Below are 24,155 nucleotides of genomic sequence, written 5' to 3' on the forward strand. Positions count from 1 at the left end.
CTCTCGTATTCGGTATGCCTGCTGTAACGCGGGCTTTGCCGGTTATCTTCCACGGCGTAGTCGGCCGACTCGCCACTCGCGCCGCTGATCCCCGTCCCATCGACGGATACCCAGCACCGTAGCCGGGAAATCCCGGTCACGGGCGACAGCCTGGACCGCTGCGCCGAGTTGCTGTTCCGATACCCGTCTGGCCAGCGTGATGTGCGGCGTCCACGCATCCGGGTGCACGTTGGCCGGAATACCGGGGCAGGGGGCGATCGTTTGAAAGATCCGCCGGTGCAGCGCGAGCAGCGGCTCGCACGGCACCACCAACCGCACCAGAACGAGGCGGCGCGCACCGAAGATCACCAGCCCTCCGAGCCGCACCTGGATCGGTGAGAAGACCTGCTGGTCCAATGCCCTCTCGATGCGTGGCCAGATCTGTCCGGCCACCGCGGCGGTGATGTGGGGGCGGTTCCACTCCTCAGTGCGGGTGGCCGGGCTCGAGACACCGGTCGCCGTGAGCATTCGCCACTGGCGGCGAATCTCCGTGTCCGCGGCGTCATCGAGGAGTAGCTCGACCGACTGCACCATGGTTCTTTGAAGTTAACCGCATCCGGTAGGCTTACGGGCCGTTTCTCACACAGACGCACCCGGCGGTGTGATCCGCAAACGCTATCGGGCAGATCCAGTGATGTTACAGCTGTCATCGGCAATACTGTTGCGCTGGTAGGCTTCTAGGGACGTCGGCAGCGTATCGGCGCTGGCGGGCGAGCGTATCGCATGGGCCGCCGCCGGGACGCTGGAGACCGGGATCGCTACCGTCGATCTCGGTGGACTGGCTTCTGCAAGCGAATTCACCGAGCAAATACGCCAGAGCGCATCACGGGTAAGTCCGGATTTACTGAGCGGAACAGTTGGCGCTATGCAGGCAGAAAGGCATTGCTACGTAATCGTAAGAGCTGGACACCGCTCGGCCCGCAACAGTGCATCCCTCTGGACAGCAGCGATTCATTCAGCGGATAGCGGCAGTTCACCCTGTGGATAGAGCGACCTTGAATGCTCTTCTATGCCTCCCGGAGGCCGGTCGTCTCGATGGACGGGGCGAATCGTCAGAACCTGATGAGGGAAGTATGAACAACAACCACACCAGTGGTTTGCGTCGCGGTGGCCGCGTTGTAAGTGTCGGCGCTGCTGCGACCGTGGCCATGGGACTGTTCTCAGCCGGTGCTGCCAACGCCGACACCTTCGTGCCGCTGCCGAATGGCGAGAAACTCGGCCCCGGCGTGACGATCACCCGGACCGGAGAACACGCCCTGATCTCGCCGTCGCTGGCCGCCAATGGTGCTGGACGCGTCGTCTGGGTCTCGGGCACTGCCACGGCTGACGTCACCGCCACTCCCAAGGGTGAGGATGGCCCCCACGAAGGCCCGACCGGAAAACCGGGCACCAACAACTCCTCGACGCACGGCGCGTCGCAGTTGAACACCGGCTACATCGTCGGCTGCCAGGTCAGCATCGCCGATAACGCGATCTCTGCGGGCGTGTCCGCTGGTATCGCTCTCGATGGCGCCAAGGCCGGTGGCTCCATCGGCTTGAACATCGGCCCCGGCGAAGTCAAGTTCGTGCAGATCTCCCACAAGGACATCCTGAAGCCGGGTGTCTACTCGGTGCAGTACCAGGACACTGAGCTCGCGATCCAGGGTTGTGCGGGTTACGCGCAGGCGCGGGCGTACACGGTTGTCGAGATCATCGGCGACCACTACTCGAAGACCACCCTCTACGGGATGCCGTTCAGCATCGGCTGACGTCTGTCGAAACCACTGAAACATCCTCCTGCTGAAGCGAACTCAACCCTCGAGGGATATCGATCATGATCAACCGTAAGAACGTGGCGCGGATGGCCGGCGTCGGCGCCGCCGCCACCATCGCCATGGGCCTGTTCTCCACGGGTGCGGCGAACGCCGACACCTTCGTCCCGCTGCCGGGCGGAGAGATCACCAAGACGTTGCCGGACGGCACGGTGGTGACGGTCCGCCTGGTCGGCGAGTCGGCCAACATCAACCCGTCCATGGGCGCGACCCCGTTGCACCGCAATGCGTGGGTGTCCGGTAGCGCACAGGTCGAGCTGTCCGGCGATAAGGTCAAGTATGGCAAGATCTACCCCGGTTATGTCGTCGGCTGCCAGGTGAACATCTCCGGCGGCGCTGTCACCGGCGGTGCCAAGGCCGGCACAGATTGGGCGGGCAAGAAACCGAGTGCCGGTGTTTCCACCGGTGGCCAGCTGTCGCTGGGTCCAGGGCAGGCGCAGTCCTTCTATATCCTAGATCTCGAGCAGCCCGACCAATTCGGTAACGAATCGCATAAGACGCGCAACGAGTTCAAGGGCACCAGTGGTTCGGTGACCTGGTCTGACGAGACCATCGGCCTGACCGGTTGTGGCGGCTACGCGCAGGCGCGGGCGTTCGTCAAGGTCACGGTCGATACTGACAACGTGTTGTCTACGGTGACCCTGTGGGGCCAGCCGTTCAGCCTCGGTTGATATCCGAGAGCTGGATTACTTCAGCGAAACAGGCCCGGTGCAACGCACCGGGCCTGTTTTCCGTTGGTCGGGGTCGCGCTAAGGCGCTGTCTGTTGTGTCGGGGTCGCGCTAAGGCGCTGTCTATGGATTGGATGCGCCGGTTGCCCGGCCCAATGCTCGGGCTTCGAGTTGTTCATATCTCTTCACGGTGATCACACCCGAGTTGGGTAGAGCCTTGGCATCGGCGATGTGCTCGGCTGGGGATTTGCCCGCGATCTGCCGGATACCCTGCTCGGTTCGGCGGCAGGGAGACCTCACAAAGAGCTTGTGTATCCGTTCCGTTACTGTCCAGCGCGGAGCGTTCTGGTCGCTTAGATTGCCAACGGGCGACAACGCTCAGGTTACGTGTATTCGAAATGTGGAGGGCTGCTGTGTCTGATCGATCGTTCCTCGGCAGGCGCGCCCTGCGAGCCGCGACAGGCGCGCTCGTCGTGGGCGCGCTGGCGTTGACGGGCTGTGCGACGAACACCGAGGAGTCCGGCCCCACCGGGCCGAAGGTGCAGGTGAACAAAGTCGACGAGATCGCCGCACAACTTCCCGATGGGATCAAAAAGGCTGGCAAGATCGTTGTCGGCGTGAATATTCCTTACCAGCCCAACGAGTACAAGGATGCCGACGGCCGCATCGTCGGGTTCGACGTCGATCTGATGGACGCGGTCGCCGAGGTGCTCGGCGTCGAGGCGGAATACCGCGAGTCGGCGTTCGAGAAGATCATTCCGGCGATCCAAGCGGGCACCTACGACGTGGGCATGTCCTCGATCACCGACTCCAAAGAACGCGAAAAGCAGGTCGATTTCACCACCTACTTCAACGCGGGCGTACAGTGGGCGCAGCAGAAGGGCAAGCCGATCGATCCGGAAAACGCCTGTGGCCTGCGGGTCGCTGTCCAGGCCAATACCGTGGAACACACCGAGGAAGTGCCTGCTAAGAGCGCTGCGTGTGTCGCGGAGGGCAAGCCCGCTATCGACATCAAGGCGTTCGACGAGCAGAGCGCCGCGACCAACGCGTTGATGCTCGGCCAGGTCGACGCGATGTCGGCAGATTCTCCGGTGACCGCGTACGCGATCAAGCAGAGCGGCGGCAAAATCGAGATGGCGGGGCCGGTGTTCGATTCCCAGCCGTATGGCTGGGCGGTCGCCAAGGGGTCGCCGCTCGCCGTGGCACTTCAACAGGCGGTCCAGCATTTGATGGACAGCGGCGACTACCTCGAGATCACGAAGACTTGGGGTGTTCAGGAGGGCGCCATCACAAAGTCCGTCATCAACGGCGCCGTGAGCTGATCGATGGCGGACAACGACACCCTTCCAGTGCCCGGCGATCCCGGACGAGATGGGGCGGATGCGGAACAGGAGCCGGCGCCGATCAAAGCGGTTCCGCTGCGTAGGCCTGGTCGCTGGATAGCGGCGGCGGTCATCCTGATCCTTATGGCGCTGTTCGGCTACGGCGCGGCGACGAACCCGGCCTATCGCTGGGATACCTACGGGAAATACCTGTTCGACAGCAGAGTCGCCGAGGGCGCCCTTGTGACGCTGCAGTTAACCGTACTCGCGATGGCCATCGCGGTCGCGCTGGGGACGGTGCTGGCCGTGATGCGACTGTCGCCGAACCCGGTCTTGCAGGCCACGGCGTGGGTGTACTTGTGGGTCTTCCGCGGTACACCAGTTTTCGTGCAGTTGGTGTTCTGGGGGCTGTTTCCCTCGCTGTACCGGCAGATCCAGCTCGGCATCCCGTTCGGACCGCAGTTTTTTCACCTCGATGTGCAGGGATTGCAGGCCGCGTTCGCCTTCGCCGTGATCGGCCTCGGCCTCAACGAAGCCGCCTATATGGCCGAAATCGTCCGGGCAGGCATCAATTCTGTCGGTGAGGGACAGCAGGAGGCGTCCATCGCGCTCGGTATGTCCTGGAGCCAGACCATGCGCAGGACTGTGCTGCCGCAGGCCATGCGAGTGATCATCCCGCCGACCGGTAACGAATTGATCGGCATGCTGAAGACCACTTCGCTGGTCACTGCGATCCCGCTGTCGACCGACCTCTTCGGCCGGGCGCGCGATATCTACGGCGTGAACTTCCAGCCCATTCCACTGCTGTTGGTGATCGCCACCTGGTATCTGGCTATCACCAGCGTGCTCATGATCGGGCAGTATTACCTGGAACGCTATTACTCGCGCGGCGCTTCTCGGCAGCTGACCGCTAAGCAGCTGCGGGAACTCGCCGACGCCAAGCAGGTGGTGAGGGCCAAATGAGCGTCGATATCGAGAATGCCACACCGATGATCATCGCGGATCGGGTCTGTAAGAATTTCGGAGCGCTACGGGTGCTGGAAGGTGTTTCGCTCGAGGTGAGCCGCGGCGAGGTGTTATGTGTGATCGGGCCTTCCGGCTCAGGTAAATCCACCCTACTGCGCTGTATCAACCACCTGGAGCAGGTGAACGCGGGTCGTTTGTACGTGGACGGCAAGCTCGTGGGCTATCGGGAGAAGAGGGGCAGGCTCTATGAGCTGCACCCGCGTGAGGCTGCCAGGCAGCGCCGGGAAATCGGTATGGTATTCCAGCACTTCAACCTGTTCCCGCATCGGACTGTGCTGGAAAACGTCATCGAGGCGCCCACTCAGGTCAAGAAGATCCGTAAGGCGGAAGCGGTGGCCAGGGCACGGGAATTGTTGGCCCGGGTCGGCTTGGCGGAGAAAGCGAACGCCTACCCGGCACAATTGTCCGGCGGTCAGCAGCAGCGTGTGGCCATCGCCCGTGCGCTGGCTATGGATCCGAAGCTCATGCTCTTCGACGAACCGACCTCCGCCCTGGACCCGGAACTGGTCGGCGAGGTGCTCACCGTCATGCGGGAACTCGCGCAATCAGGCATGACGATGGTCGTGGTCACCCATGAGATGGGGTTCGCGCGGGAGGTCGCCGACCGGCTGGTGTTCATGGACGGTGGTGTCGTCGTAGAGTCCGGACCACCTCGAGAGCTGTTGACCAACCCGCGGCAGGAGCGCACCAAGGCGTTCCTCTCGCGACTGCTCTGAGCTTTTCGCGACTGCTCTGCGCGAGGTGGCCGCGAGAAGTGAGCAAGTGGCGGGCGCTCTCGGGCATCCGCCCGTGCGCTGCGTCGTTTCTCGCCCTCTTCAGCCGGACTAGCAGCGGCCTCAGTGGATTGTGCTATCTTTTTGATATCATAATGATACTGGGAGGATGTCATGCAGCTTCGAACCGCATTCCATGTCAACGGCTTTCTGGTGCTGCTGGGATGGCTTGTGTCGACGCTCCTGTTCGGTGGGGCCGCGGCATTCGGTTTCGTCACAGGAGTCGACAACGGTAATGCACTCGCTATTGCCGGCGCGGTGGTCGCGACGGTCATCGTGCTCGTCTTGCTATTGCTTGCGACCGGCCTTACCGTGGTGAACCCGAACGAGGCCAAAGTGATCCAATTCTTCGGGCGTTACATCGGTTCGGTGAACGAGCCGGGCTTCTTCTCGGTGCTACCTTTGACCGACCGCAAGAGTATCTCGCTACGCGTGCGTAACTTCGAGACCCAGAAGCTCAAGGTCAACGACGCCGACGGTAGCCCGGTCGAGATTGCCGCCGTAGTCGTCTACCGGGTGGTGGACAGCTTCAAAGCCGCTTTCGCTGTCGACGATTACGAGGAATACGTCGAGACCCAGTCCGAGGCGGCAGTCCGCCATCTGGCCACAACACACCCCTACGACGCGCACGAAGACGATCGCACCAGCCTGCGGGACGGCACCGAGGTCGCCGAGGAACTTACTGTCGAACTGCGGGAGCGGACCGAGCTGGCGGGTATCGAAGTACTGGAGGCCAGGATCACCCACCTCGCCTACGCGCCGGAGATCGCCCAGTCCATGCTGGTTCGGCAGCAAGCCGCTCAAGTGGTCGCCGCGCGCACCAGGATCGTCGAAGGCGCGGTCGGTATGGTCGGCCTCGCGCTGGATCGACTCAAGGAGGAGGGCATGGTGGACTTGGACGAGGAACGCAAGGCGACGATGGTGTCGAATCTGCTCGTAGTGCTGTGTGGCGACCGCCCGGCCCAGCCCGTTGTCAACGCCGGCTCGCTCTACTCGTGAAGGTGGGGGTCTGTGGCTGAGCGCAAAAAACTGCTGCTACGCCTGGATCCGGCCGTCCACGACGCGATCGCGAAGTGGGCGGCCGACGATCTGCGCAGTATCAACGCCCAGATCGAGTACGCGCTGCGCCTGGCTCTGGAGCAGGCCGGACGGAAACCGAAAACGAACTGACGGACCCTGTGGTGTGGGCGTGCGAACACACCTCGCTCATGGCTTTCTGGTGACGAAGATGGCGGTGCCGGGGAACAGTTCGCCGCGTAGCGGGCTCCACTGCCCCCACTCACGGTCGAGCCATTCCGGCCATTCCGGTTCGACGATGTCCTCCAGTACCAGTCCCGCTGCGGCGATCTCGCGGACTCGATCGCCGATGGTCCGGTGATGCTCGACGTAAGTCGGGATGCCGCCTTCGTCCACCTCGACATAGGGGGTGCGGTCGAAATAGGGTATGGTGGCCGTCAGCCCGATCGGGCCGGGATCGTCCGGAAAGATCCAGCGCATCGGATGATTCACCGAGAATACCCAGCGTCCACTCGGCCGCAACACTCGGGCCACTTCTCGCATCACCAGCGCCGAGTCGGCGACAAAGGGCACCGCGCCGAACGCCGAGCAGGCCAGATCGAATGAGGCTTCGGCGAACGGGAGGGCCTCTGCGTCCGCTTGGACCAGCGGTACTTGCGGACCGCCGCGCGCCATGACAGTCAGCCCGCGTTCCAGCATGCCCTGGGACAGATCGAGACCGACCACCCGCGCGCCCTGTCCGGCCAGCCAGCGCGCGCAGGGCGCCGAGCCGCAGCCAACCTCCAAGATCAGTTTCCCCGTGACGGGACCGAGGAAGTGCATGTCACCCTCGTGCAGTCCCTCCGGGCACCAGATGAACTCGCCTCGGGGAGAGTCCACGCCGAGGTAATCCGCGTGCGCGTCATGGTACTGGGCAGCGTCGGCATCCCACCACCGGCGGCTGGCGTGTCGGCTCGCCGCCGATCCGACCCGGGTCCGCGTCGTGCTCGAGGTTGCGAGCAGTCCGTTTGCGTGTGCATGGCGATCTTCCGACACGCTGATCAGGCTACCGCTGTGGCGAGCCGTACGGTTTGCCCGGCCGGACCGGGGTCGCGTACGCTGAACGCGCGAGTGCCTTGCGTCCAGCTATGCCGTGTGTACAGCTGTATGGAATTCACTTCGTCCTGGTTCGATGCGATGAGTTTGACGCGCGGTGCGATGCGGTACGTTCCTCAGTATCCGTCTCCGCGTCCCGCGTGAGATCGCAGCGTACCGAAAGTTCCACTGTCCGCAACCGACCACAATCCGTCCGGAGCACACCGACATATGCCCACCACCGTCACCTCGCCGCAGGTAGCCGTCAACGACATCGGCTCCGCCGAGGATTTCCTCGCCGCCATCGACGCCACGATCAAGTACTTCAACGACGGCGATATCGTCGAAGGGACCATCGTCAAGGTCGATCGCGACGAGGTCCTGCTCGACATCGGTTATAAAACCGAAGGCGTCATTCCCTCTCGTGAGCTCTCCATCAAACACGATGTCGACCCCAATGAGGTCGTTTCCGTGGGCGATGAGGTCGAGGCGCTCGTGCTCACCAAAGAGGATAAGGAAGGCCGCCTGATTCTGTCGAAGAAGCGGGCGCAGTACGAGCGTGCGTGGGGCACTATCGAGGAGCTCAAGGAAAAGGACGAGGCTGTTCGCGGCACCGTCATCGAGGTCGTCAAGGGTGGCCTGATCCTGGACATCGGCCTTCGCGGCTTCCTGCCCGCTTCGCTCGTCGAGATGCGCCGGGTGCGTGATCTGCAGCCATACGTCGGCAAGGAGATCGAAGCCAAGATCATCGAGTTGGACAAGAACCGCAACAACGTCGTGTTGTCCCGTCGTGCCTGGCTGGAGCAGACCCAGTCCGAGGTCCGCAGCGAGTTCCTGCACCAGCTGCAGAAGGGGCAGGTCCGCAAGGGTGTGGTCTCCTCCATCGTCAACTTCGGCGCCTTCGTCGATCTGGGCGGTGTGGACGGGCTGGTGCATGTTTCCGAGCTGTCCTGGAAGCACATCGATCATCCGTCCGAGGTCGTCGAGGTCGGCAACGAGGTCACCGTCGAGGTGCTCGATGTCGATCTGGATCGTGAGCGCGTCTCGCTGTCGCTCAAGGCGACTCAGGAAGACCCCTGGCGTCAGTTCGCCCGTACCCACGCGATCGGCCAGATCGTGCCGGGCAAGGTCACCAAGCTCGTTCCGTTCGGTGCGTTCGTTCGCGTCGAAGAGGGTATCGAGGGCCTGGTGCACATCTCCGAGTTGGCAGAGCGCCACGTCGAGGTCCCGGACCAGGTTGTCGCTGTCGGCGACGACGCGATGGTCAAGGTCATCGACATCGATCTGGAGCGTCGTCGGATCTCGCTGAGCCTCAAGCAGGCCAACGAGGACTACCACGCCGAGTTCGACCCCTCGAAGTACGGCATGGCCGACAGCTACGACGAGCAGGGCAACTACATCTTCCCCGAAGGCTTCGACCCCGAGACCAACGAATGGCTCGAGGGCTTCGACAAGCAGCGCGAGGAGTGGGAGGGCCGCTACGCCGAGGCGGAGCGTCGGCACAAGATGCACACCGCGCAGATGGAGAAGATGGCGGCCGACGCCGCGGCTGAGGCTGCGAGTGGAGCTGGCGCGTCGAACTACTCCTCCGAGAGCAACGCGCAGTCCTCGGTCGGCCAGGTCGAGTCTGCGAGTGGCTCGCTGGCCAGCGATGCTCAGTTGGCGGCGCTGCGAGAGAAGCTCTCCGGCAACGCCTGATCGATCGGTAGCGACTGAACCCACCGCGCCCCCGACCGGAATGGTCGGGGGCGCGGTGGGTTCTGTGGTACTTACCGATAGGTAGCGGTGCTAGAGAGGGGAACTCGACCGGCCCGCATATCTCGATATCTCGACACCCGGTTTCGGGGGCATAGAAGTTTCGGGGGCATAGAAGTGGCCCAGCCGCAGTGCGGTTGGGCCACCTCGATACCGGATTCAGCTTGCGGTGGCAGGTACCCAACGGATCGCGGGCGTTGTTACGCGTTTGCGCGTAGCAGTGCGACTGTGTCGAGCGGGACTGATGAATGTGGTGAACCAAGAACGGCGATGCGCAGCGAGCGCCGCCGCCACAGCAGGGATCCGAATGCAGTGCACTCGGTCCTCTAGACCCAGGCGGTGGCGACCCGACTGGTTGATTCTGGTGCCCAATAGTTTTCCTTTGTTAGCTGGTATCGGCCTGGATCGCCACAGCGAAGATTAGCCGAGCAAATCTACTCGACAGGGTATTTTGCGCTAATAATCGCCTTCGGCGTGTCGGAATGACGTCGACGCGAACCGGATTCACGCATAATGTTGCGAATCGGTATCGGAGCAGTCACGGATCAGGTAGATGGAGGCGTGGGCGGTTGGTTATGTGACTTTTCGGGTATCCAAAAAGTTTTGGTTATGCGCCGATGGTGAGTGAGGCTCTGGTTCTGTTCTGTCATGGCTGGTATCCGAAGTCTGCCCCGGGGTGGGAAAGCTAGGGCCTCTCCGGGATGCAAGACTGGTCGAATGTTACGAATCGGCCTCACCGGAGGCATAGGAGCTGGTAAGTCGACGGTGGCTCGGGCACTGGCCGAAATGGGGGCGGTGATCATCGATTCCGACTTGATAGCACGTGAGGTGGTCGCACCGGGTACCGAGGGTCTCGCGGCGCTCATCGCGGCGTTCGGCGCCGATATTCTGGCTTCGGATGGCAGCCTCGATCGGCCCACATTGGCAGCTAAGGCATTCGGTGACGACGCCGCGCGCGCAAAGTTGAATTCGATCACCCACCCATTGGTCGGAAAGCGCACCACGGAATTGATTGCCGCAGCGCCGCCGGAGGCGATTGTTGTGCAGGATATTCCGCTGCTGGTGGAAAACGGCCTCGCGCCGTTGATGAATCTCGTTCTGGTTGTCGATGTCGATGTCGAAACTCGAATTCGTCGCCTGGTCGAATTTCGTGGAATCATCGAAGCGGATGCGCGGGCGCGTATCTCGACACAAGCTACCGACGAACAGCGCCGGGCTGTTGCCGATGTGCTGCTCGACAATAGCGGTGCTCCCGGCGAAATCGAGGCTGAGGTGCGCAGGCTGTGGAAGCACCGTTTGGTCCCGTTCGAACACAACCTGCGTACCGGGACACCCGCGCAGTGCGGTGTGATCCGGGTCGTGTCACCGAACCCTGGTTGGCCCACGCAGGCGCTGCGGCTGATCGCCCGGCTGCGGGTCGCATGCGGGACCATCGCGTCCCGGATCGACCACATCGGCTCGACTGCGGTGTCGGGACTGCCCGCCAAGGATGTGGTCGATCTGCAGATCACGGTCGCCGATATGGCCGCTGCGGACAGCTTGCGGGATGCGCTCGGCGCAGCAGGCTTCCCGTGCCGGTCGGATATCACCCGAGATGATCCGAAACCGATACCGCAAGACCCGGCAGGCATCGATACTGCCTTGTGGGCCAAGCGTTTTCATCAGAGTGCCGATCCTGGGAGATTGGCGAATGTCCATGTGCGTGTCGAGGGTTCTCCTGGACAGGAGTATGCCTTGCTGCTGCGGGACTGGCTGCGCGCCGACGCCGACGCCCGCGCGGCGTATCTCGCGGTGAAACGTGCGGGCGAGGCTGCGGCGGCTGGGTTGACCGGGGCGGCGGCGGCATCGGCTTACCAGGAAGTCAAGAAGCCGTGGTTCGACGCCGCGTATCCACAGGCTCTGGTCTGGCGGGACAGTTAGCGGCGCGGTATGCGGGATGTCGGCAGCGCGGGATGTCTACAACCAGGTCAGGGTGATACCCATGGACTCGAGCCAGCCTTCTAGGGAGTGTCCGTTCGCGGCGATACCGTCGATGGCGGCGCTCGCGTGCTGTACGGCGGCCTCGGCTTCGGCGAGTGTGATCAGTCCGGCAACATGCGCGGCGAGCAGTTCGTCGACGTCGAGCAGCTGGGTTTCCCGCGCCGAGCGCACGACGATATCGAGATAGTGGTCGACGGATTTCCATTTCTGGGGTGCGACCATGGTGAACTCGCCCACGTCGAGATAGTAGTCCTGGTCGCGCCGATATGCCGCGTGGTAGTGGAATACGGTCGCGCGGAGGAACAGCTTCGGCAGTAGCCAGGACTCCATGTAGTGGAATTGTGGATGGTCAGAGGTGCGTGCCATGTACAGGCCCCACGGTTCGATGTGGTATCTATCGACTGGGCGCACGTAACCCTTCGGGTCCGTATTGGTCAGATCTGTGATATCGAAGTATTCGACTTTAGGCCGGTGCATGTCGACGATAGGTGCCTGCGTCATACATCAAGAATTTACCGCCGCGCCAGGCATGTCGAGCCGGGCGCGGCGACCAGCGGGCTACATCCAGGTCAGTGTGATGCCGTGCGCGGCTAGCCAGTCCTCGACGTAGTGGTCGTGTGTGGCCAGCCCGTCCAGCACAGCGGTGGCTCGCTCGAAGGCTTGATGCGCCTGCGTCATGTCCATCAGTCCTGCGGCGTGGGCGGCGAGCAGTTCGTCGACACCGCGGAGCTGGGCGGCGCGCCCGTGCACGACGACGTCCAGGTAGTGGTCTACCGCTTTCCAGCGTTTCGGGCCGATCCGGGTGAATTCACCGATGTCCAGGCAATAGCCAGGTGCTCGGTGATGGGCTGGATTCCGTCGCGCGACTGTCGCGCGGAGGGAGAGTTCCGGCAGCAGCCAGGATTCGAGATAGTACCCGTCCGGGCCGTCGACCGCACGTGCCATGTACAGGCCCCATGGCTCCACGCGGAAACGTTCGACCGGACGCACGAAGCCCCTGGTGTCGGTATTGGTGGATTCAGCGAGATCGAAGAACTCGACTCTGGGACGATGCGGCGTGGTAGGCGAGAGCGGAGTCTGCTCGGGTGGTGCGGCCGCGCCTGCCCCCGCGACAGCGGGACGCAGTCGGCGATCTCCGGCGAGGTACCCGGCGAGGCCGGTGACAGCGGGCACGGAGGCAAGGAATGGAATCAGACCGTTCATGGCTCTTTTCCTTCACCAGGGCTGAACAACGAGACCAGGCTACACCCGGCGGAATCTGTCAGTGGCCGGGCTTACGCTGAGAAGCATGGCATTCGCAACCGAGGTACCGGCGTACAGTGACGAGGGCGGGGTGGCCGAGCAGCCGCTCGCGCACTCAGAATTCCGTCCCGTCGGTGAGGTCGAGCGCATCGACAGTCGGTTCGAGGTTGTCAGCGCGTATCAGCCGGCCGGCGACCAGCCCGCTGCGATCGCCGAGTTGGAGCGCAGGCTGGAGGCGGGGGAGCGTGACGTGGTACTGCTCGGCGCCACAGGCACCGGCAAATCGGCTACCACGGCCTGGCTGATCGAGCGGTTGCAGCGGCCCACGCTCGTGATGGCGCCGAACAAGACGCTCGCCGCTCAGCTGGCCAACGAGCTGCGCGAGATGCTTCCGAACAATGCTGTCGAGTACTTCGTTTCGTATTACGACTACTACCAACCCGAGGCGTATATCGCGCAGACCGATACCTACATCGAGAAGGACAGCTCGATCAACGACGATGTCGAGCGGCTACGCCATTCGGCGACCTCCAGCTTGCTGTCCCGACGGGATGTGGTGGTGGTGGCCTCGGTGTCATGCATCTATGGCCTGGGCACGCCGCAGTCATACCTGGATCGGTCGGTGCACTTGCAGGTGGGGACCGAAATAGATCGTGACGCACTGTTGCGGCTGCTGGTCGATGTGCAGTACACCCGCAACGACATGGCGTTCACCCGTGGCTCGTTCCGGGTGCGCGGCGATACCGTGGAGATCATTCCGTCCTACGAAGAACTCGCCATTCGCATCGAATTCTTCGGCGACGAGATCGAGGCACTGTACTACCTACATCCGCTCACCGGTGATGTGATCCGTCGAGTCGACATACTGCGGATCTTCCCGGCCACGCACTATGTGGCCGGTCCGGAGCGGATGGAGCGCGCGGTGCGCGACATCGAGGCGGAACTGGAGCATAGGCTCGCCGAATTGGAACGTCAGGGTAAATTGCTCGAGGCACAGCGGTTGCGCATGCGTACCCAGTACGACCTGGAGATGATCCGGCAAGTCGGCTTCTGCTCCGGTATCGAGAACTACTCGCGCCATATCGACGGGCGTCCGGCGGGGTCGGCTCCCGCGACGCTGCTGGACTACTTTCCGGAAGATTTCCTGCTCGTCATCGACGAATCGCACAACACAGTCCCGCAGATCGGAGGTATGTACGAAGGCGACATGTCCCGTAAGCGCAACCTGGTGGAGTACGGTTTCCGCCTCCCGTCCGCAGTGGACAACCGGCCGCTCACCTGGGAGGAATTCGTCGATCGCATCGGACAGACAGTCTACCTGTCGGCCACCCCGGGACCATATGAGCTCGGGAGGTCCGGCGGTGAAGTGGTCGAGCAGGTCATCCGGCCGACCGGCTTGGTCGATCCGAAGGTCGTGGTGAAGCCGACAAAGGGCCAGATCGATGATCTGCTCCACGAGATCAGGGAGCGAGCAGAGCGTGACGAGCGGGTGTTGGTCACCACGCTCACGAAGAAGATGGCCGAAGACCTCACCGACTATTTGCTCGGGCTGGGAGTCCGGGTGCGCTATCTGCACTCGGAGATCGACACGTTGCGCCGCGTCGAGTTGCTACGGCAGCTGCGCCTCGGCGAATACGACGTGCTGGTAGGTATCAACCTGCTGCGCGAGGGCCTCGATTTGCCTGAGGTGTCGCTGGTGGCGATTCTCGATGCGGACAAGGAAGGATTCTTGCGTAGCACCACCGCGCTGATCCAGACTATCGGCCGGGCAGCGCGCAATGTCACTGGCGAAGTGCACATGTACGCGGACAAGATCACCGACTCCATGCAGTACGCCATCGGCGAGACCGAACGTCGCCGCGCGAAACAGATCGCCTACAACGAGGAAAAGGGCATCGATCCGAAGCCGTTACGCAAGAAGATCGTCGACATCCTCGATCAAGTGTACCGGGAGGCTGAGGAAGCCGAGGTGGAGGTTGGTGGCTCCGGCCGCAATGCCAGCCGAGGTAGGCGCGCACAAGGCGAGCCGGGGCGCGCGGTGAGTTCGGGAGTGTACGAAGGCCGCGATATCACGTCGATGCCGCGCGCCGAACTCGCAGGCTTGGTCACCGAACTCACTGCGCAGATGATGAACGCGGCCAGGGAATTGCAGTTCGAACTCGCCGGCCGGTTACGCGACGAGATCGCGGATCTGAAGAAGGAGTTACGCGGCATGGACGCCGCTGGATTGCAGTGAGTCGCATTGCTGCGGCTGGGTGCCCGCGTATCGAACAGCCGCTGAGGCGGCCTGCCGTGCAGCCACTGCCGTATGGGGTCGCGATGCTCAGGTGGCTATGCTCGAGTGGTCATCCACTTGTTCACACGTCGTTCAGCCTCCGCACGAGAGACGTCCTCGACTTCGGTGAGCACCGCCCAGCGGTGGCTGAACGGATCGATGATCACACCGTAGTGCTCGCTGGTCACGAAAATCCGCGGCTCCTCGGCGCCGAGGGCGCCGTGCTCGACGGCACGTAGCACGACCGCGTCGACATCGGGGTATTAGTGCAGGATCGAGGTGTGTACCCACTCGCCGTTCGGGGCGAGTACACCGTTATCCGGAATCGGCATTCCAGGTCGCAGAATCGACTCGCCGATCTTCAGCTCCGCGTGCGCCGGCTGGCCAGCGGACCGGGCCGTAGTGGCTTGATGGTGGCCAGAAGAACTCGAATCGCCGCTCCGACGGCTTGATGTTCTAAGTGCGTCATGTCGTGGCCCTAACAGGTGAGTTGCGCGGTGACGATGGTTTTCGCGTCATCGAGCTCGATGTCACGCCGGTGTCGCGTAGGACGTTCTGCATGCTTGTGCCTGCTCAGCCGTGCTCGCGGATAGATAGAGCAGCACAACCTCGGTGAGTCGGTTCGCAGCGTCGGATGGCATTGGTGTGTTCGGTACTTTGCCAGCTCAACCGGGGAATGTGCAGCCGCCGGGACGGGCGAAGTCAGCGCGGACCGGTTATGTGATGGATATCCCAGAACTGCAACGTCCTTCGATTCAGTTTCGGTATGTCACCGTTCAGTGCAGGTATGACCGGGTCCGAGCTGGTTGTTCTGGTTCTTCTGGCTTCCCTGGAGAATCCGCTGCGGTAATGGCTGGACACCTCCACTGTGATGTCGTGCAATTCTTAGAAATTTCCGCGTCGTTTGCCGCTATGGTCGAGCCCAGTCGCCGCGCCGTCGCCCGACCTGGCCGGGGCGTTACCGCGCGCAGCACCCGACCTACCGCATAGTTGGAGGATAGTATGACAGTTTACCGAACCGTTGTCGTCGGTACCGATGGCTCGGACTCATCGTATGTCGCGGTCGAGAAAGCCGGAGCCTTGGCCGGTATATCCGCCGCGACCTTGATCGTAGCTTGCGCGTACTACCCGACCGGCAATCGTGACACCGCCGCTGCCGCCGATGTCCTCAAAGAGGAGGCCTACCAGGTGCGCGGTTCCGCGCCGACCAACGAGATCTTGCGTATCGCACGGGAGAAGGCTACTGCGGCGGGTGCGATCGATGTCGTTGAGCGAGCTATTGTCGGCGAGCCGGTGGATTCCCTGCTGTCGCTGGTCGCGGAGGTCGACGCCGATCTGCTCGTGGTCGGAAACCGTGGACTGAACACCCTGACCGGCCGGTTGCTCGGTTCGGTACCTTCCGACTTGGCGCGCAAGTCGGGCTCGGACGTACTGATCGTGCACACCGTCCGCTGAGCCCCGCTCCTCCCGCTGCCGTAAACCGCGTGGTTGTCGTGAACCACGATGTGCTGCGGGGCCTTTGGGTGTTCATGGAGTACCGGAGCGGTCAGCGCAATCGGCTGAGCACACCCGGTAGCTCGGCACTGTGCACGACATCGAGTCGTTGGGTAGCTCGGGTGAGTGCGACGTAGAGATCGTTGAGCCCACGCGGGGATTCGTTCAGAATCGACTGTGGTTCGACTAGATAGACCGCGTCGAACTCCAAGCCTTTCACCTCGTGCACGGTCAGCACCCGTACCGATTCGCCTGCGAGGCTGTCCAGCTGCGCCAGCCGTGCGCGCGGAGCGATCACCGCCGTAGTGCCAGGGCCGGTCTCGGCGGCGACCAGCCGGGCGACCTGCTCTGGTACGGCGCTTGGCTCGACCCGGTAGGCACGTGGCGCGACGCCTGTCTCGCGGACCGAGCGTGGTGTAGTCGCCATGGGATCGATCGCGGCGAGCACATCGGAGGCGATGTCCATGATTTCGGCGGGTGTGCGGTAGTTGACCGTCAGCTCGGTCAGTTTCCACCGGGTAGCGACGTAAGGTTCCAGCATCCGCTGCCAGGATGATGTGCCTGCTGGGTCGCCGGTTTGTGCGACGTCGCCGACCACGGTAACCCACCGGTTCGGGATGCGTCGCATCACCATGCGCCAGGCCATCTCCGACAGCTCCTGTGCCTCGTCGACGATGACGTGTCCATAGGTCCAAGTGCGATCGCCTGCCGCACGTTCCGCGGTCGTCTGTCGGGAGCGCACATCCTGCCGCTCGGCCAGTTGGCTCGCATCGATCAGGTCGTAGGCCATCAGGATCTCCGGGTCGAGTTCGTCTTCGAGATCCTGTGGTGCGGAGCCGGTCAGGATGTCCAGTGCGTCCTGGGCCTCGGCGATCTGGGCGCGCCAGCGCCTGCGGGCGTGCTCGCGCTCGTGGGCGTCGTCCACGCCGAGCAGTTCGGCCAGCTCGTCCAATAGTGGCGTATCGGCGGCACTGAATTGCCCGTTGTCCGCCCGTAGCAGCTCGGCGCGATCAGCAGGAGCCAGCGAGCGCGCGGCTCTATCCAGCCGATCCGGTTCGGCGAACAGATCGGCGAGAACTTTCTGCGGCGACAGTATCGGCCACAGTCGGCCGATAGCGGCCTGAATGTGCGGGTCGTTGCGCATTTCGTCCCGGATTTCGGTGAGATCGGCCGAGCTGAGCAGGCTGGGACCGCTGGTGAGGTCGGCACCCATGGTCTGGGCCAGCTGGTCGGTCAGCGCGTCGATCAACGAGCCGGCGAAGATCGGCCGGGCCAGATTGTGCGGGCGGCGCGAAGTCCGCGCGCGGCTACGGGCCTTGGTGACGATCTTGCGATCCAGCGTGACCGGATATCCGTCGAAGCTCAGCCGGACCGGTTCGGCGGGCACCTCCTGCCGGTCGCGCACCGCCTGTTTGAGCACCTCGAGCATCGTCAGCGAACCTTTGACCTCACCTGCCCGTAGCGAGTCCGCGCGGGTCGCCTGAACGCCCGGATACAGGTCACCGATGGTGGACAGCAGTACGCCGGTCTCGCCGAGCGAAGGGAGTACTTGGCCGATGTAGTCCAGGAAGGTGGCATTCGGCCCGATGATGAGCACGCCGCTTTTGGCCAGCTGTTGACGATAGGTGTACAGCAGATAGGCAGCACGGTGCAGTGCCACGGCGGTCTTGCCTGTGCCAGGTCCGCCCTGTACGACGAGCACACTTTTGTGCTCGGAGCGGATGATGGCGTCTTGTTCGTGTTGGATGGTCTCGACGATGTCGTTCATATGGCCGGTGCGGGCGGCGTTGAGCGCGGCCAGGAGCGCGCTCTCGCTGCCGACCCCGCCGTCGGATTCGGTGAACCCGGCCCGACGCGCGGCCTCCAGATCGAGATATTCATCGTTGATCGCGGTGACCGCGCGGTTGCGTGAGCGGATATGCCTGCGCCGGGTCACGCCATCCGGTGCCGCGGTGGTGGCCAGATAGAACGGCCGGGCCAGCGGAGCACGCCAGTCCAGCAGCAAGCTCTCGTAATCGTCCTTCTCGTCGAGGATGCCGAGCCTGCCAATGTAGCGGTACTCACCGTCGAGGTCGATGCGGCCGAAGCAGAGACCGTGTTCGGCGGCATCGTATTTCGCCAAGTCTTCGGTGTAGAGCTGAGTGAAGGACTCCCGTTCGCTGCGGGCTTGCGGAGTGCCGCCGGATTCGAGCAGCACAGTACGCAACCGGTTGCGAGCGTAGCTACGCATCTCATCCAGCCTGCTGTACAACACCGAGAGGTAGGTCTGCTCCTGTTCGGTCTCACGAGTCTGCTCGGGTGTGTCATTGTGGTCGGCACGGTCCTGAGTGAGGTCGGGCAAACTGAACTCCTTGTCACCGCGAAAAGCCGTGCACGCTACCCGGACCGGGCAGGTGCACACTCGGAAAAGCAGAGTCGTCGAGTGTACTGGGATCGAGATGACACCGCAGCAGTCGCGGCACCGGCATGAAATGCCGGGCCGCGGGGAACAGGGCGTAAAACGATGCAACAGGCCTTTCCCGTGCTGGTATTCCGGCGAACCGCGGAATCCGTCGCCATGGTCGGCCAGGTGGTCCCACGACACCACAGTCAGACAGTTGCCCGGTGACCCGATATCGCACGACAGTACAGGTGACCGAGATCCGGGCATGTTCGCGGTAATCGGCCGCCCGGTCGCGGAGGCGGCTTCGAAATCTATGGCCGGCTCGGGACGCACCTACAACAGGGCACAGTCGATGATCATGCGAGAACCTGTCAGGACACCTGGGAGTTGTCCGGCCTGCGGCCCGGTATGACGCCGCCCTCGCGGCGCTCGGACAGCTTCGCACGGTACATCGCCACATCCGCGTCGTGCAGCACCGCCTCTGGAGTGCGTCGGTCGCGGTCGCTCAGCTCGGTGACACCGATAGAGGCGTTCACCTCGATGCGGTGCCCGCGTGCGACGATCGGTTCAGTCATGGCGGTGCGCAGCCGGGTCACCAGCGCATCGAGGTCGATCCGACGGGTGGTGCCGGACAGCAGCACGAGGAACTCGTCGCCGCCGAGCCTGCCGACGAGGTCGTTACGGCGCAGCACGCGTTGTAACCGCTGAGCGACGATCTGCAGGACTGTGTCGCCGATGGCGTGTCCGAGGGTGTCATTGATGGTCTTGAACCCATCCAGGTCGATGAATAGCACAGTAGATACCGGCAGCATCTTCTCGGCGCTGTTCAATGCGGCTGCCAGCTGGGACAGGATCAGGGAACGGTTGGCCAGGCCGGTGAGAGAATCATGTGTGGCCTGATACTCCAGCTGTCGCCTGCTGGCCCGGAACTCGGTGATGTCGGCGAAGGAGGAGACCGCGGAGGAGCGGATGTCACCGGGGTTGAGCAGGCGACTGCTGCCCGAAAGCCAGCGGCGTTGACCGTCGGGCCGGTCGATGCCGAAGACATAGCCGGTGATGGTCTCGCCGGTGGCGAGCGTGCGCGCGATGGGGTGACGGCCCGGTGGCAGTGGCCGCGCGTTCGAGTCCAGCAGGATCAATGGCAGCGATTGGATCGTACGGCCGATCAGCTGTCGGTTAGAGCCTTCGATGCCGAAGATACGCTTGGCCGCCGGGTTCATCGATTCGATTCGCCCCTCTGGATCGATCACCACGACTCCTTCCTCCAGCTGGGAGACGACTGTGGTGAAGTAGTGCTCGGCCTTGCGTTGCGCCGCCTCGGCGTGACGCTGAGCGGTGAGATCGTGAATGACCACCTGGTAAGCGAGCCGATCGTGCCAGGCGGTCAACACCGACACCGTCTCGACCGGTACGCTGCCACCGTCCAGTCGCATCAGCATCATTTCCGTCGGAGTCGAGGCCGCGCCTGCGGTGTTCAGGGTGCTGATGCGGTCGAGCATCATGGGCACCGAGGCCGGATGGACGAAGTCGGTCAGGAGCCTGCCGATCAGCTGCTCGGCGCTTTCGGCGGCGAGTAAACGGACAGTGGCGGGATTGACGTAGACGATCGTTCCTCCCTCATGTACGCAGATACCGTCGGGCGTGTGCTCGACCAGGGAGCGATAGCGCGCGGCCATCTGTTCGGCGGCGTCGACCGCGGCGGCCAGCTTGTCATCACCCACTCGAACCCCCATCGTCGACCCCATTATGGCCATTGGATCACGGATTATTCTGGTTTCGACGTGCACCAGGCCACACTGTCCATGGTGTTGCTTCGATCACAGTACCGGCAGTTTCCGGAGTTCGATCCGGCGACCACGACAGAACCCGTTTCTCGTTGAGGTGAGTCGTCCTTGGAGTGGCTCGCGACAGTCTGCGCTGGAGTTGTGCGTGTCGGATCGCGACCTGTGCGCACGACTCCGGAACCAGGCAGTGTGCGGCGGCCGAGAGCTATCCGACCGAGCATCTGTTCTCAGATTGTCCGCACATCTTCGCGCTGAAACCGCTTGTGGGCTATCGGTCGAGCCTCGGCGGCCGCTGTCGAAGTGGCGGTGGCCGTGCTGAGCTACGTCCGTGGTGTCGTGCAGGCAGTCCCGATCGCCGCGCCCGTGTGGCGGTGGCTACCGGATAGTTCGGCGACGTTCGGTAGCAGTAGCACCGTGAGGCTTTTGCTGGGCTGGGTGGCAACAACTCCGTCGTGGTAGTCGGCGGAACATGTCGGTGCCCGTGTCTAGCATGGCGATCGGAAGTATGTCCGGACGCTGAACACAGCTGAACACATGGGAGAAGGGACGGCTCGTGGCGGAACGCCTCACTGTGCGCGGAGCTCGGGAGCACAACCTCAAAGGGGTCGATCTGGACTTGCCGCGCGACAGCCTCATCGTGTTCACCGGTCTGTCCGGATCCGGGAAGTCGAGCCTGGCATTCGACACTATTTTCGCAGAGGGTCAGCGGCGTTACGTCGAATCGCTGTCCGCGTACGCGCGGCAGTTCCTCGGACAGATGGACAAGCCCGATGTCGACTTCATCGAGGGGCTCTCGCCCGCGGTGTCCATCGACCAGAAGTCGACCAACCGTAACCCGCGCTCGACTGTCGGCACCATCACCGAAGTCTACGACTACCTGCGCCTGCTCTACGCGCGAGCGGGCACGCCGCATTGCCCGGTGTGTGGTGAACTGATCGCGAGGCAGACGCCGCAACAAATCGTCGACCAGGTGCTCGCTATGGCGGAAGGCCTTCGGTTCCAAGTGCTCGCCCCGGTGGTGCGTACCCGTAAAGGTGAGTTCGTCGATCTGTTCGACCAGCTGAATGCCCAAGGCTATTCCCGCGTGCGGGTCGATGGCGTGGTGTATCCACTCACCGATCCGCCGAAATTGAAGAAGCAGGAGAAGCACGATGTCGAGGTCGTGATCGACCGCTTGGCGGTGAAGCCGAGCGCCAAACAGCGCCTGACGGATTCGATCGAGACCGCGCTGCGGCTGGCCGACGGCATCGTCGTGCTCGATTTCGTCGACCGTGACGAGCATGCGCACGATCGGGAGCGCCGTTTCTCCGAGCGGCTCGCCTGCCCGAATACCCATCCACTGGACATCGAGGACCTGGAGCCACGTTCTTTCTCGTTCAACTCACCCTACGGCGCTTGTCCGGACTGCACTGGTCTCGGTATCCGCAAGGAGGTCGACCCGGAACTGGTGGTGCCGGATCCGACACTGAGCCTGAACGAGGGCGCGATCGCCCCGTGGTCGCGCAGCGGCCAGACTTCCGAGTATTTCACCAGGCTGTTGTTCGGTCTCGCCGAAACCATGGGCTTCTCCATGGACACCCCGTGGCAGGACCTGCCGCTGAAGGCGCGTAAGGCGGTACTGGAGGGCAGCGCCGATCAGGTGTACGTGTCCTACACCAGTCGCTATGGACGCAAACGCTCGTACTACGCGGATTTCGAGGGCGTGATGCCGTTCCTGCAGCGGCGCATGGAGAGCACCGATTCCGAGCAGATGAAGGAGCACTATGACGGGTACATGCGCGATATCCCGTGTCCGGTGTGCGGCGGTGCGCGGTTGCGCCCGGAGATCCTCGCGGTCACCATCGCCGCGAATGGTGACAGGAAGTCCATCGCCCAGGTCAGCGACCTCTCTATCGGTGAATGCGCTGCTTTTCTGAACTCGCTGACCTTGGGGGAACGCGCGGCCGCCATCGCAGGGCAGGTGCTCAAGGAAGTGCAGGCGAGGCTGGGTTTCCTGCTCGATGTCGGTTTGGAGTACCTGACACTCTCCCGTGCGGCGGGCACGCTCTCCGGCGGAGAAGCGCAACGCATCCGGCTTGCCACGCAGATCGGCTCCGGCCTGGTCGGTGTGCTCTACGTACTCGACGAGCCGTCTATCGGCTTGCACCAGCGGGATAATCGCAGACTCATCGACACACTCACCCGGCTGCGCAATCTCGGCAACACGCTGATCGTCGTCGAGCACGATGAGGACACGATCCGGGCTTCGGACTGGGTGGTCGACATCGGTCCGTTCGCGGGTGAGCACGGCGGCACAGTGGTGCACAGCGGACCCTATGAGCGGCTGCTCACCAATTCGGATTCGTTGACTGGCGCGTACCTTGCCGGACGGGAGCGGATCGATGTGCCGCCTGAACGCCGTCCAGTCGAGAAGAAGCGACAGCTCACTGTAGTCGGTGCCAGGGAGCACAACCTCAAGGGCATCGATGTCGGCTTCCCGCTCGGCGTGCTCACCTCGGTGACTGGTGTGTCCGGTTCAGGGAAGTCGACGCTGGTGAACGACATCCTGGCGACAGTGCTGGCGAACCGCCTCAACGGCGCACGACAGGTACCGGGCAGACACACCCGAATCAATGGGCTCGACCACTTGGACAAGCTGGTGCAGGTGGACCAGTCGCCGATCGGTCGCACGCCGCGATCGAATCCGGCCACCTACACAGGTGTCTTCGACAAGATTCGCACGCTGTTCGCGGCCACCACCGAGGCCAAGGTGCGAGGCTACCAACCGGGCCGATTCTCCTTCAATGTCAAAGGCGGTCGCTGTGAGGCGTGTTCCGGCGACGGCACCTTGAAGATCGAGATGAACTTTTTGCCAGACGTCTATGTTCCGTGCGAGATCTGCCACGGCGCCCGGTACAACCGGGAGACATTAGAAGTGCACTACAAGGGCAAGACCATCGCCGAGGTGCTGGATATGTCGATCGAGGAGGCCGCGGAGTTCTTCGAGCCGGTCACCTCGATCCACCGGTATCTCAAGACCCTGGTGGATGTCGGTCTCGGTTACGTGCGTCTCGGGCAGAGCGCGCCGACCCTTTCCGGTGGTGAGGCCCAGCGGGTGAAGCTGGCCGCCGAGTTGCAGAAGCGGTCCACCGGCCGAACAGTGTATGTCCTCGACGAGCCGACCACCGGTCTGCACTTCGAAGACATCCGCAAGTTGCTCGCTGTTGTCAACGGGTTGGTCGACAAGGGCAACACAGTGATCGTTATCGAACACAACCTGGACGTCATCAAGACCTCCGATTGGATCATCGACATGGGTCCTGAAGGTGGCTCCGGAGGAGGGGAAGTGGTGGCCCAGGGCACACCTGAAGATGTCGCGGCCGTTACCGCCAGCTACACCGGCCGCTTCTTGCGGGAGGTGCTGAACCAACCCGCGTCGCAAGGCGCGGTGCGGAAGGCACCGGCGAAGAAAACAGCGGCGAAGGCTGCCAAGCGGGTGGCGAAGAAGGCGATGGTCGGCTGACCGAGCATT

20 protein-coding genes are annotated in these 24,155 nt (G+C 63.1%); 12 read left to right on the forward strand and 8 right to left on the reverse strand.

What is annotated here, in order from left to right:
• Positions 1-42 precede the first annotated feature (42 nt).
• On the reverse strand, positions 43-573 hold the full coding sequence (locus ACX4ZE_RS02395) for a 2'-5' RNA ligase family protein (RefSeq protein WP_480271568.1): 531 nt from the start codon (positions 571-573) through the stop codon (positions 43-45).
• Between the two features lie 539 nt (positions 574-1,112).
• Here ACX4ZE_RS02395 and ACX4ZE_RS02400 point away from each other — a divergent pair.
• Entirely contained in the window at positions 1,113-1,787 is a 675-nt protein-coding gene (locus ACX4ZE_RS02400; protein WP_480271569.1) for an MspA family porin, read from the forward strand.
• Between the two features lie 65 nt (positions 1,788-1,852).
• Positions 1,853-2,521, forward strand: coding sequence for an MspA family porin (locus ACX4ZE_RS02405; RefSeq protein ID WP_480271570.1), 669 nt, complete (start codon positions 1,853-1,855; stop codon positions 2,519-2,521).
• 121 nt (positions 2,522-2,642) lie between these two features.
• Here the strand turns inward: ACX4ZE_RS02405 and ACX4ZE_RS02410 are convergent, their stop codons facing one another.
• On the reverse strand, positions 2,643-2,819 hold the full coding sequence (locus ACX4ZE_RS02410; RefSeq protein WP_480271666.1) for a hypothetical protein: 177 nt from the start codon (positions 2,817-2,819) through the stop codon (positions 2,643-2,645).
• Positions 2,820-2,917: 98 nt separating this feature from the next.
• Between ACX4ZE_RS02410 and ACX4ZE_RS02415 the strand changes: the two genes are divergently transcribed.
• The 5 genes from ACX4ZE_RS02415 (at position 2,918) to ACX4ZE_RS02435 (ending at position 6,810) form a co-directional block, all read left to right on the forward strand.
• Positions 2,918-3,841 (forward strand): ABC transporter substrate-binding protein, encoded by a 924-nt coding sequence (locus ACX4ZE_RS02415; RefSeq protein ID WP_480271571.1) that lies wholly within the window; start codon positions 2,918-2,920, stop codon positions 3,839-3,841.
• 3 nt (positions 3,842-3,844) lie between these two features.
• Positions 3,845-4,804 carry an amino acid ABC transporter permease gene (locus ACX4ZE_RS02420; protein WP_480271572.1) on the forward strand — a complete coding sequence of 320 codons (960 nt, stop codon included), beginning with the start codon at positions 3,845-3,847 and terminating at the stop codon, positions 4,802-4,804.
• A gap of 26 nt (positions 4,805-4,830) precedes the next feature.
• Positions 4,831-5,583, forward strand: coding sequence for an amino acid ABC transporter ATP-binding protein (locus tag ACX4ZE_RS02425; RefSeq protein ID WP_480271661.1), 753 nt, complete (start codon positions 4,831-4,833; stop codon positions 5,581-5,583).
• 171 nt (positions 5,584-5,754) lie between these two features.
• On the forward strand, positions 5,755-6,639 hold the full coding sequence (locus ACX4ZE_RS02430) for an SPFH domain-containing protein (protein ID WP_480271573.1): 885 nt from the start codon (positions 5,755-5,757) through the stop codon (positions 6,637-6,639).
• Between the two features lie 12 nt (positions 6,640-6,651).
• On the forward strand, positions 6,652-6,810 hold the full coding sequence (locus tag ACX4ZE_RS02435) for a type II toxin-antitoxin system antitoxin (protein WP_480271574.1): 159 nt from the start codon (positions 6,652-6,654) through the stop codon (positions 6,808-6,810).
• 36 nt (positions 6,811-6,846) lie between these two features.
• Here the strand turns inward: ACX4ZE_RS02435 and ACX4ZE_RS02440 are convergent, their stop codons facing one another.
• Positions 6,847-7,692, reverse strand: coding sequence for a class I SAM-dependent methyltransferase (locus tag ACX4ZE_RS02440; RefSeq protein ID WP_480271575.1), 846 nt, complete (start codon positions 7,690-7,692; stop codon positions 6,847-6,849).
• Between the two features lie 270 nt (positions 7,693-7,962).
• Between ACX4ZE_RS02440 and rpsA the strand changes: the two genes are divergently transcribed.
• Positions 7,963-9,429 carry a 30S ribosomal protein S1 gene (gene rpsA / locus ACX4ZE_RS02445; protein WP_480271576.1) on the forward strand — a complete coding sequence of 489 codons (1,467 nt, stop codon included), beginning with the start codon at positions 7,963-7,965 and terminating at the stop codon, positions 9,427-9,429.
• Positions 9,430-10,203: 774 nt separating this feature from the next.
• The gene (coaE, locus tag ACX4ZE_RS02450) at positions 10,204-11,406 is read left to right on the forward strand and encodes a dephospho-CoA kinase (protein WP_480271577.1); all 1,203 of its coding nucleotides are present in this window, start codon (positions 10,204-10,206) and stop codon (positions 11,404-11,406) included.
• 36 nt (positions 11,407-11,442) lie between these two features.
• On the opposite strand, the gene ACX4ZE_RS02455 is transcribed toward coaE, so the two are convergent.
• Together ACX4ZE_RS02455 and ACX4ZE_RS02460 are read right to left on the reverse strand one after the other, a co-directional pair.
• Positions 11,443-11,967, reverse strand: coding sequence for a ribonuclease FAU-1 family protein (locus ACX4ZE_RS02455; RefSeq protein ID WP_480271578.1), 525 nt, complete (start codon positions 11,965-11,967; stop codon positions 11,443-11,445).
• Between the two features lie 57 nt (positions 11,968-12,024).
• Positions 12,025-12,669 (reverse strand): ribonuclease FAU-1 family protein, encoded by a 645-nt coding sequence (locus ACX4ZE_RS02460; RefSeq protein ID WP_480271579.1) that lies wholly within the window; start codon positions 12,667-12,669, stop codon positions 12,025-12,027.
• Between the two features lie 85 nt (positions 12,670-12,754).
• On the opposite strand from ACX4ZE_RS02460, the gene uvrB reads away from it, so the two are divergent.
• Entirely contained in the window at positions 12,755-14,944 is a 2,190-nt protein-coding gene (gene uvrB, locus ACX4ZE_RS02465; protein WP_480271580.1) for an excinuclease ABC subunit UvrB, read from the forward strand.
• 95 nt (positions 14,945-15,039) lie between these two features.
• Here the strand turns inward: uvrB and ACX4ZE_RS02470 are convergent, their stop codons facing one another.
• The gene (locus ACX4ZE_RS02470; protein WP_480271581.1) at positions 15,040-15,225 is read right to left on the reverse strand and encodes a hypothetical protein; all 186 of its coding nucleotides are present in this window, start codon (positions 15,223-15,225) and stop codon (positions 15,040-15,042) included.
• Between the two features lie 760 nt (positions 15,226-15,985).
• Here ACX4ZE_RS02470 and ACX4ZE_RS02475 point away from each other — a divergent pair.
• Positions 15,986-16,438: a universal stress protein gene (locus tag ACX4ZE_RS02475; protein ID WP_480271582.1), complete on the forward strand. Its 453-nt coding sequence runs from the start codon at positions 15,986-15,988 to the stop codon at positions 16,436-16,438.
• Between the two features lie 91 nt (positions 16,439-16,529).
• On the opposite strand, the gene ACX4ZE_RS02480 is transcribed toward ACX4ZE_RS02475, so the two are convergent.
• Both ACX4ZE_RS02480 and ACX4ZE_RS02485 read right to left on the reverse strand, forming a co-directional pair.
• A complete protein-coding gene (locus tag ACX4ZE_RS02480; protein WP_480271583.1) occupies positions 16,530-18,818 on the reverse strand; it encodes a HelD family protein in 2,289 nt (762 codons plus the stop codon).
• Between the two features lie 413 nt (positions 18,819-19,231).
• A complete protein-coding gene (locus ACX4ZE_RS02485) occupies positions 19,232-20,605 on the reverse strand; it encodes a diguanylate cyclase domain-containing protein (protein WP_480271584.1) in 1,374 nt (457 codons plus the stop codon).
• 592 nt (positions 20,606-21,197) lie between these two features.
• On the opposite strand from ACX4ZE_RS02485, the gene uvrA reads away from it, so the two are divergent.
• Positions 21,198-24,146, forward strand: a complete 2,949-nt coding sequence (gene uvrA, locus ACX4ZE_RS02490) for an excinuclease ABC subunit UvrA (protein WP_480271585.1) — start codon at positions 21,198-21,200, stop codon at positions 24,144-24,146.
• Positions 24,147-24,155 lie beyond the last annotated feature (9 nt).

It is taken from the genome of Nocardia sp. TBRC8007, from assembly GCF_056629435.1.

What these genes read in the sequence shown, in the direction of transcription:
- ACX4ZE_RS02405 (WP_480271570.1), top strand. Translation starts at nt 1,853, where the DNA reads ATGATCAACCGTAAGAACGTGGCGCGGATGGCCGGCGTCGGCGCCGCC.
- coaE (WP_480271577.1), top strand. Translation starts at nt 10,204, where the DNA reads ATGTTACGAATCGGCCTCACCGGAGGCATAGGAGCTGGTAAGTCGACG.
- ACX4ZE_RS02475 (WP_480271582.1), top strand. Translation starts at nt 15,986, where the DNA reads ATGACAGTTTACCGAACCGTTGTCGTCGGTACCGATGGCTCGGACTCA.
- ACX4ZE_RS02415 (WP_480271571.1), top strand. Translation starts at nt 2,918, where the DNA reads ATGTGGAGGGCTGCTGTGTCTGATCGATCGTTCCTCGGCAGGCGCGCC.
- ACX4ZE_RS02400 (WP_480271569.1), top strand. Translation starts at nt 1,113, where the DNA reads ATGAACAACAACCACACCAGTGGTTTGCGTCGCGGTGGCCGCGTTGTA.
- ACX4ZE_RS02430 (WP_480271573.1), top strand. Translation starts at nt 5,755, where the DNA reads ATGCAGCTTCGAACCGCATTCCATGTCAACGGCTTTCTGGTGCTGCTG.
- ACX4ZE_RS02460 (WP_480271579.1), bottom strand. Translation starts at nt 12,669, where the DNA reads ATGAACGGTCTGATTCCATTCCTTGCCTCCGTGCCCGCTGTCACCGGC.
- ACX4ZE_RS02485 (WP_480271584.1), bottom strand. Translation starts at nt 20,605, where the DNA reads ATGGGGTCGACGATGGGGGTTCGAGTGGGTGATGACAAGCTGGCCGCC.
- uvrB (WP_480271580.1), top strand. Translation starts at nt 12,755, where the DNA reads ATGGCATTCGCAACCGAGGTACCGGCGTACAGTGACGAGGGCGGGGTG.
- ACX4ZE_RS02395 (WP_480271568.1), bottom strand. Translation starts at nt 573, where the DNA reads ATGGTGCAGTCGGTCGAGCTACTCCTCGATGACGCCGCGGACACGGAG.
- rpsA (WP_480271576.1), top strand. Translation starts at nt 7,963, where the DNA reads ATGCCCACCACCGTCACCTCGCCGCAGGTAGCCGTCAACGACATCGGC.
- ACX4ZE_RS02420 (WP_480271572.1), top strand. Translation starts at nt 3,845, where the DNA reads ATGGCGGACAACGACACCCTTCCAGTGCCCGGCGATCCCGGACGAGAT.
- ACX4ZE_RS02455 (WP_480271578.1), bottom strand. Translation starts at nt 11,967, where the DNA reads ATGACGCAGGCACCTATCGTCGACATGCACCGGCCTAAAGTCGAATAC.
- ACX4ZE_RS02425 (WP_480271661.1), top strand. Translation starts at nt 4,831, where the DNA reads ATGATCATCGCGGATCGGGTCTGTAAGAATTTCGGAGCGCTACGGGTG.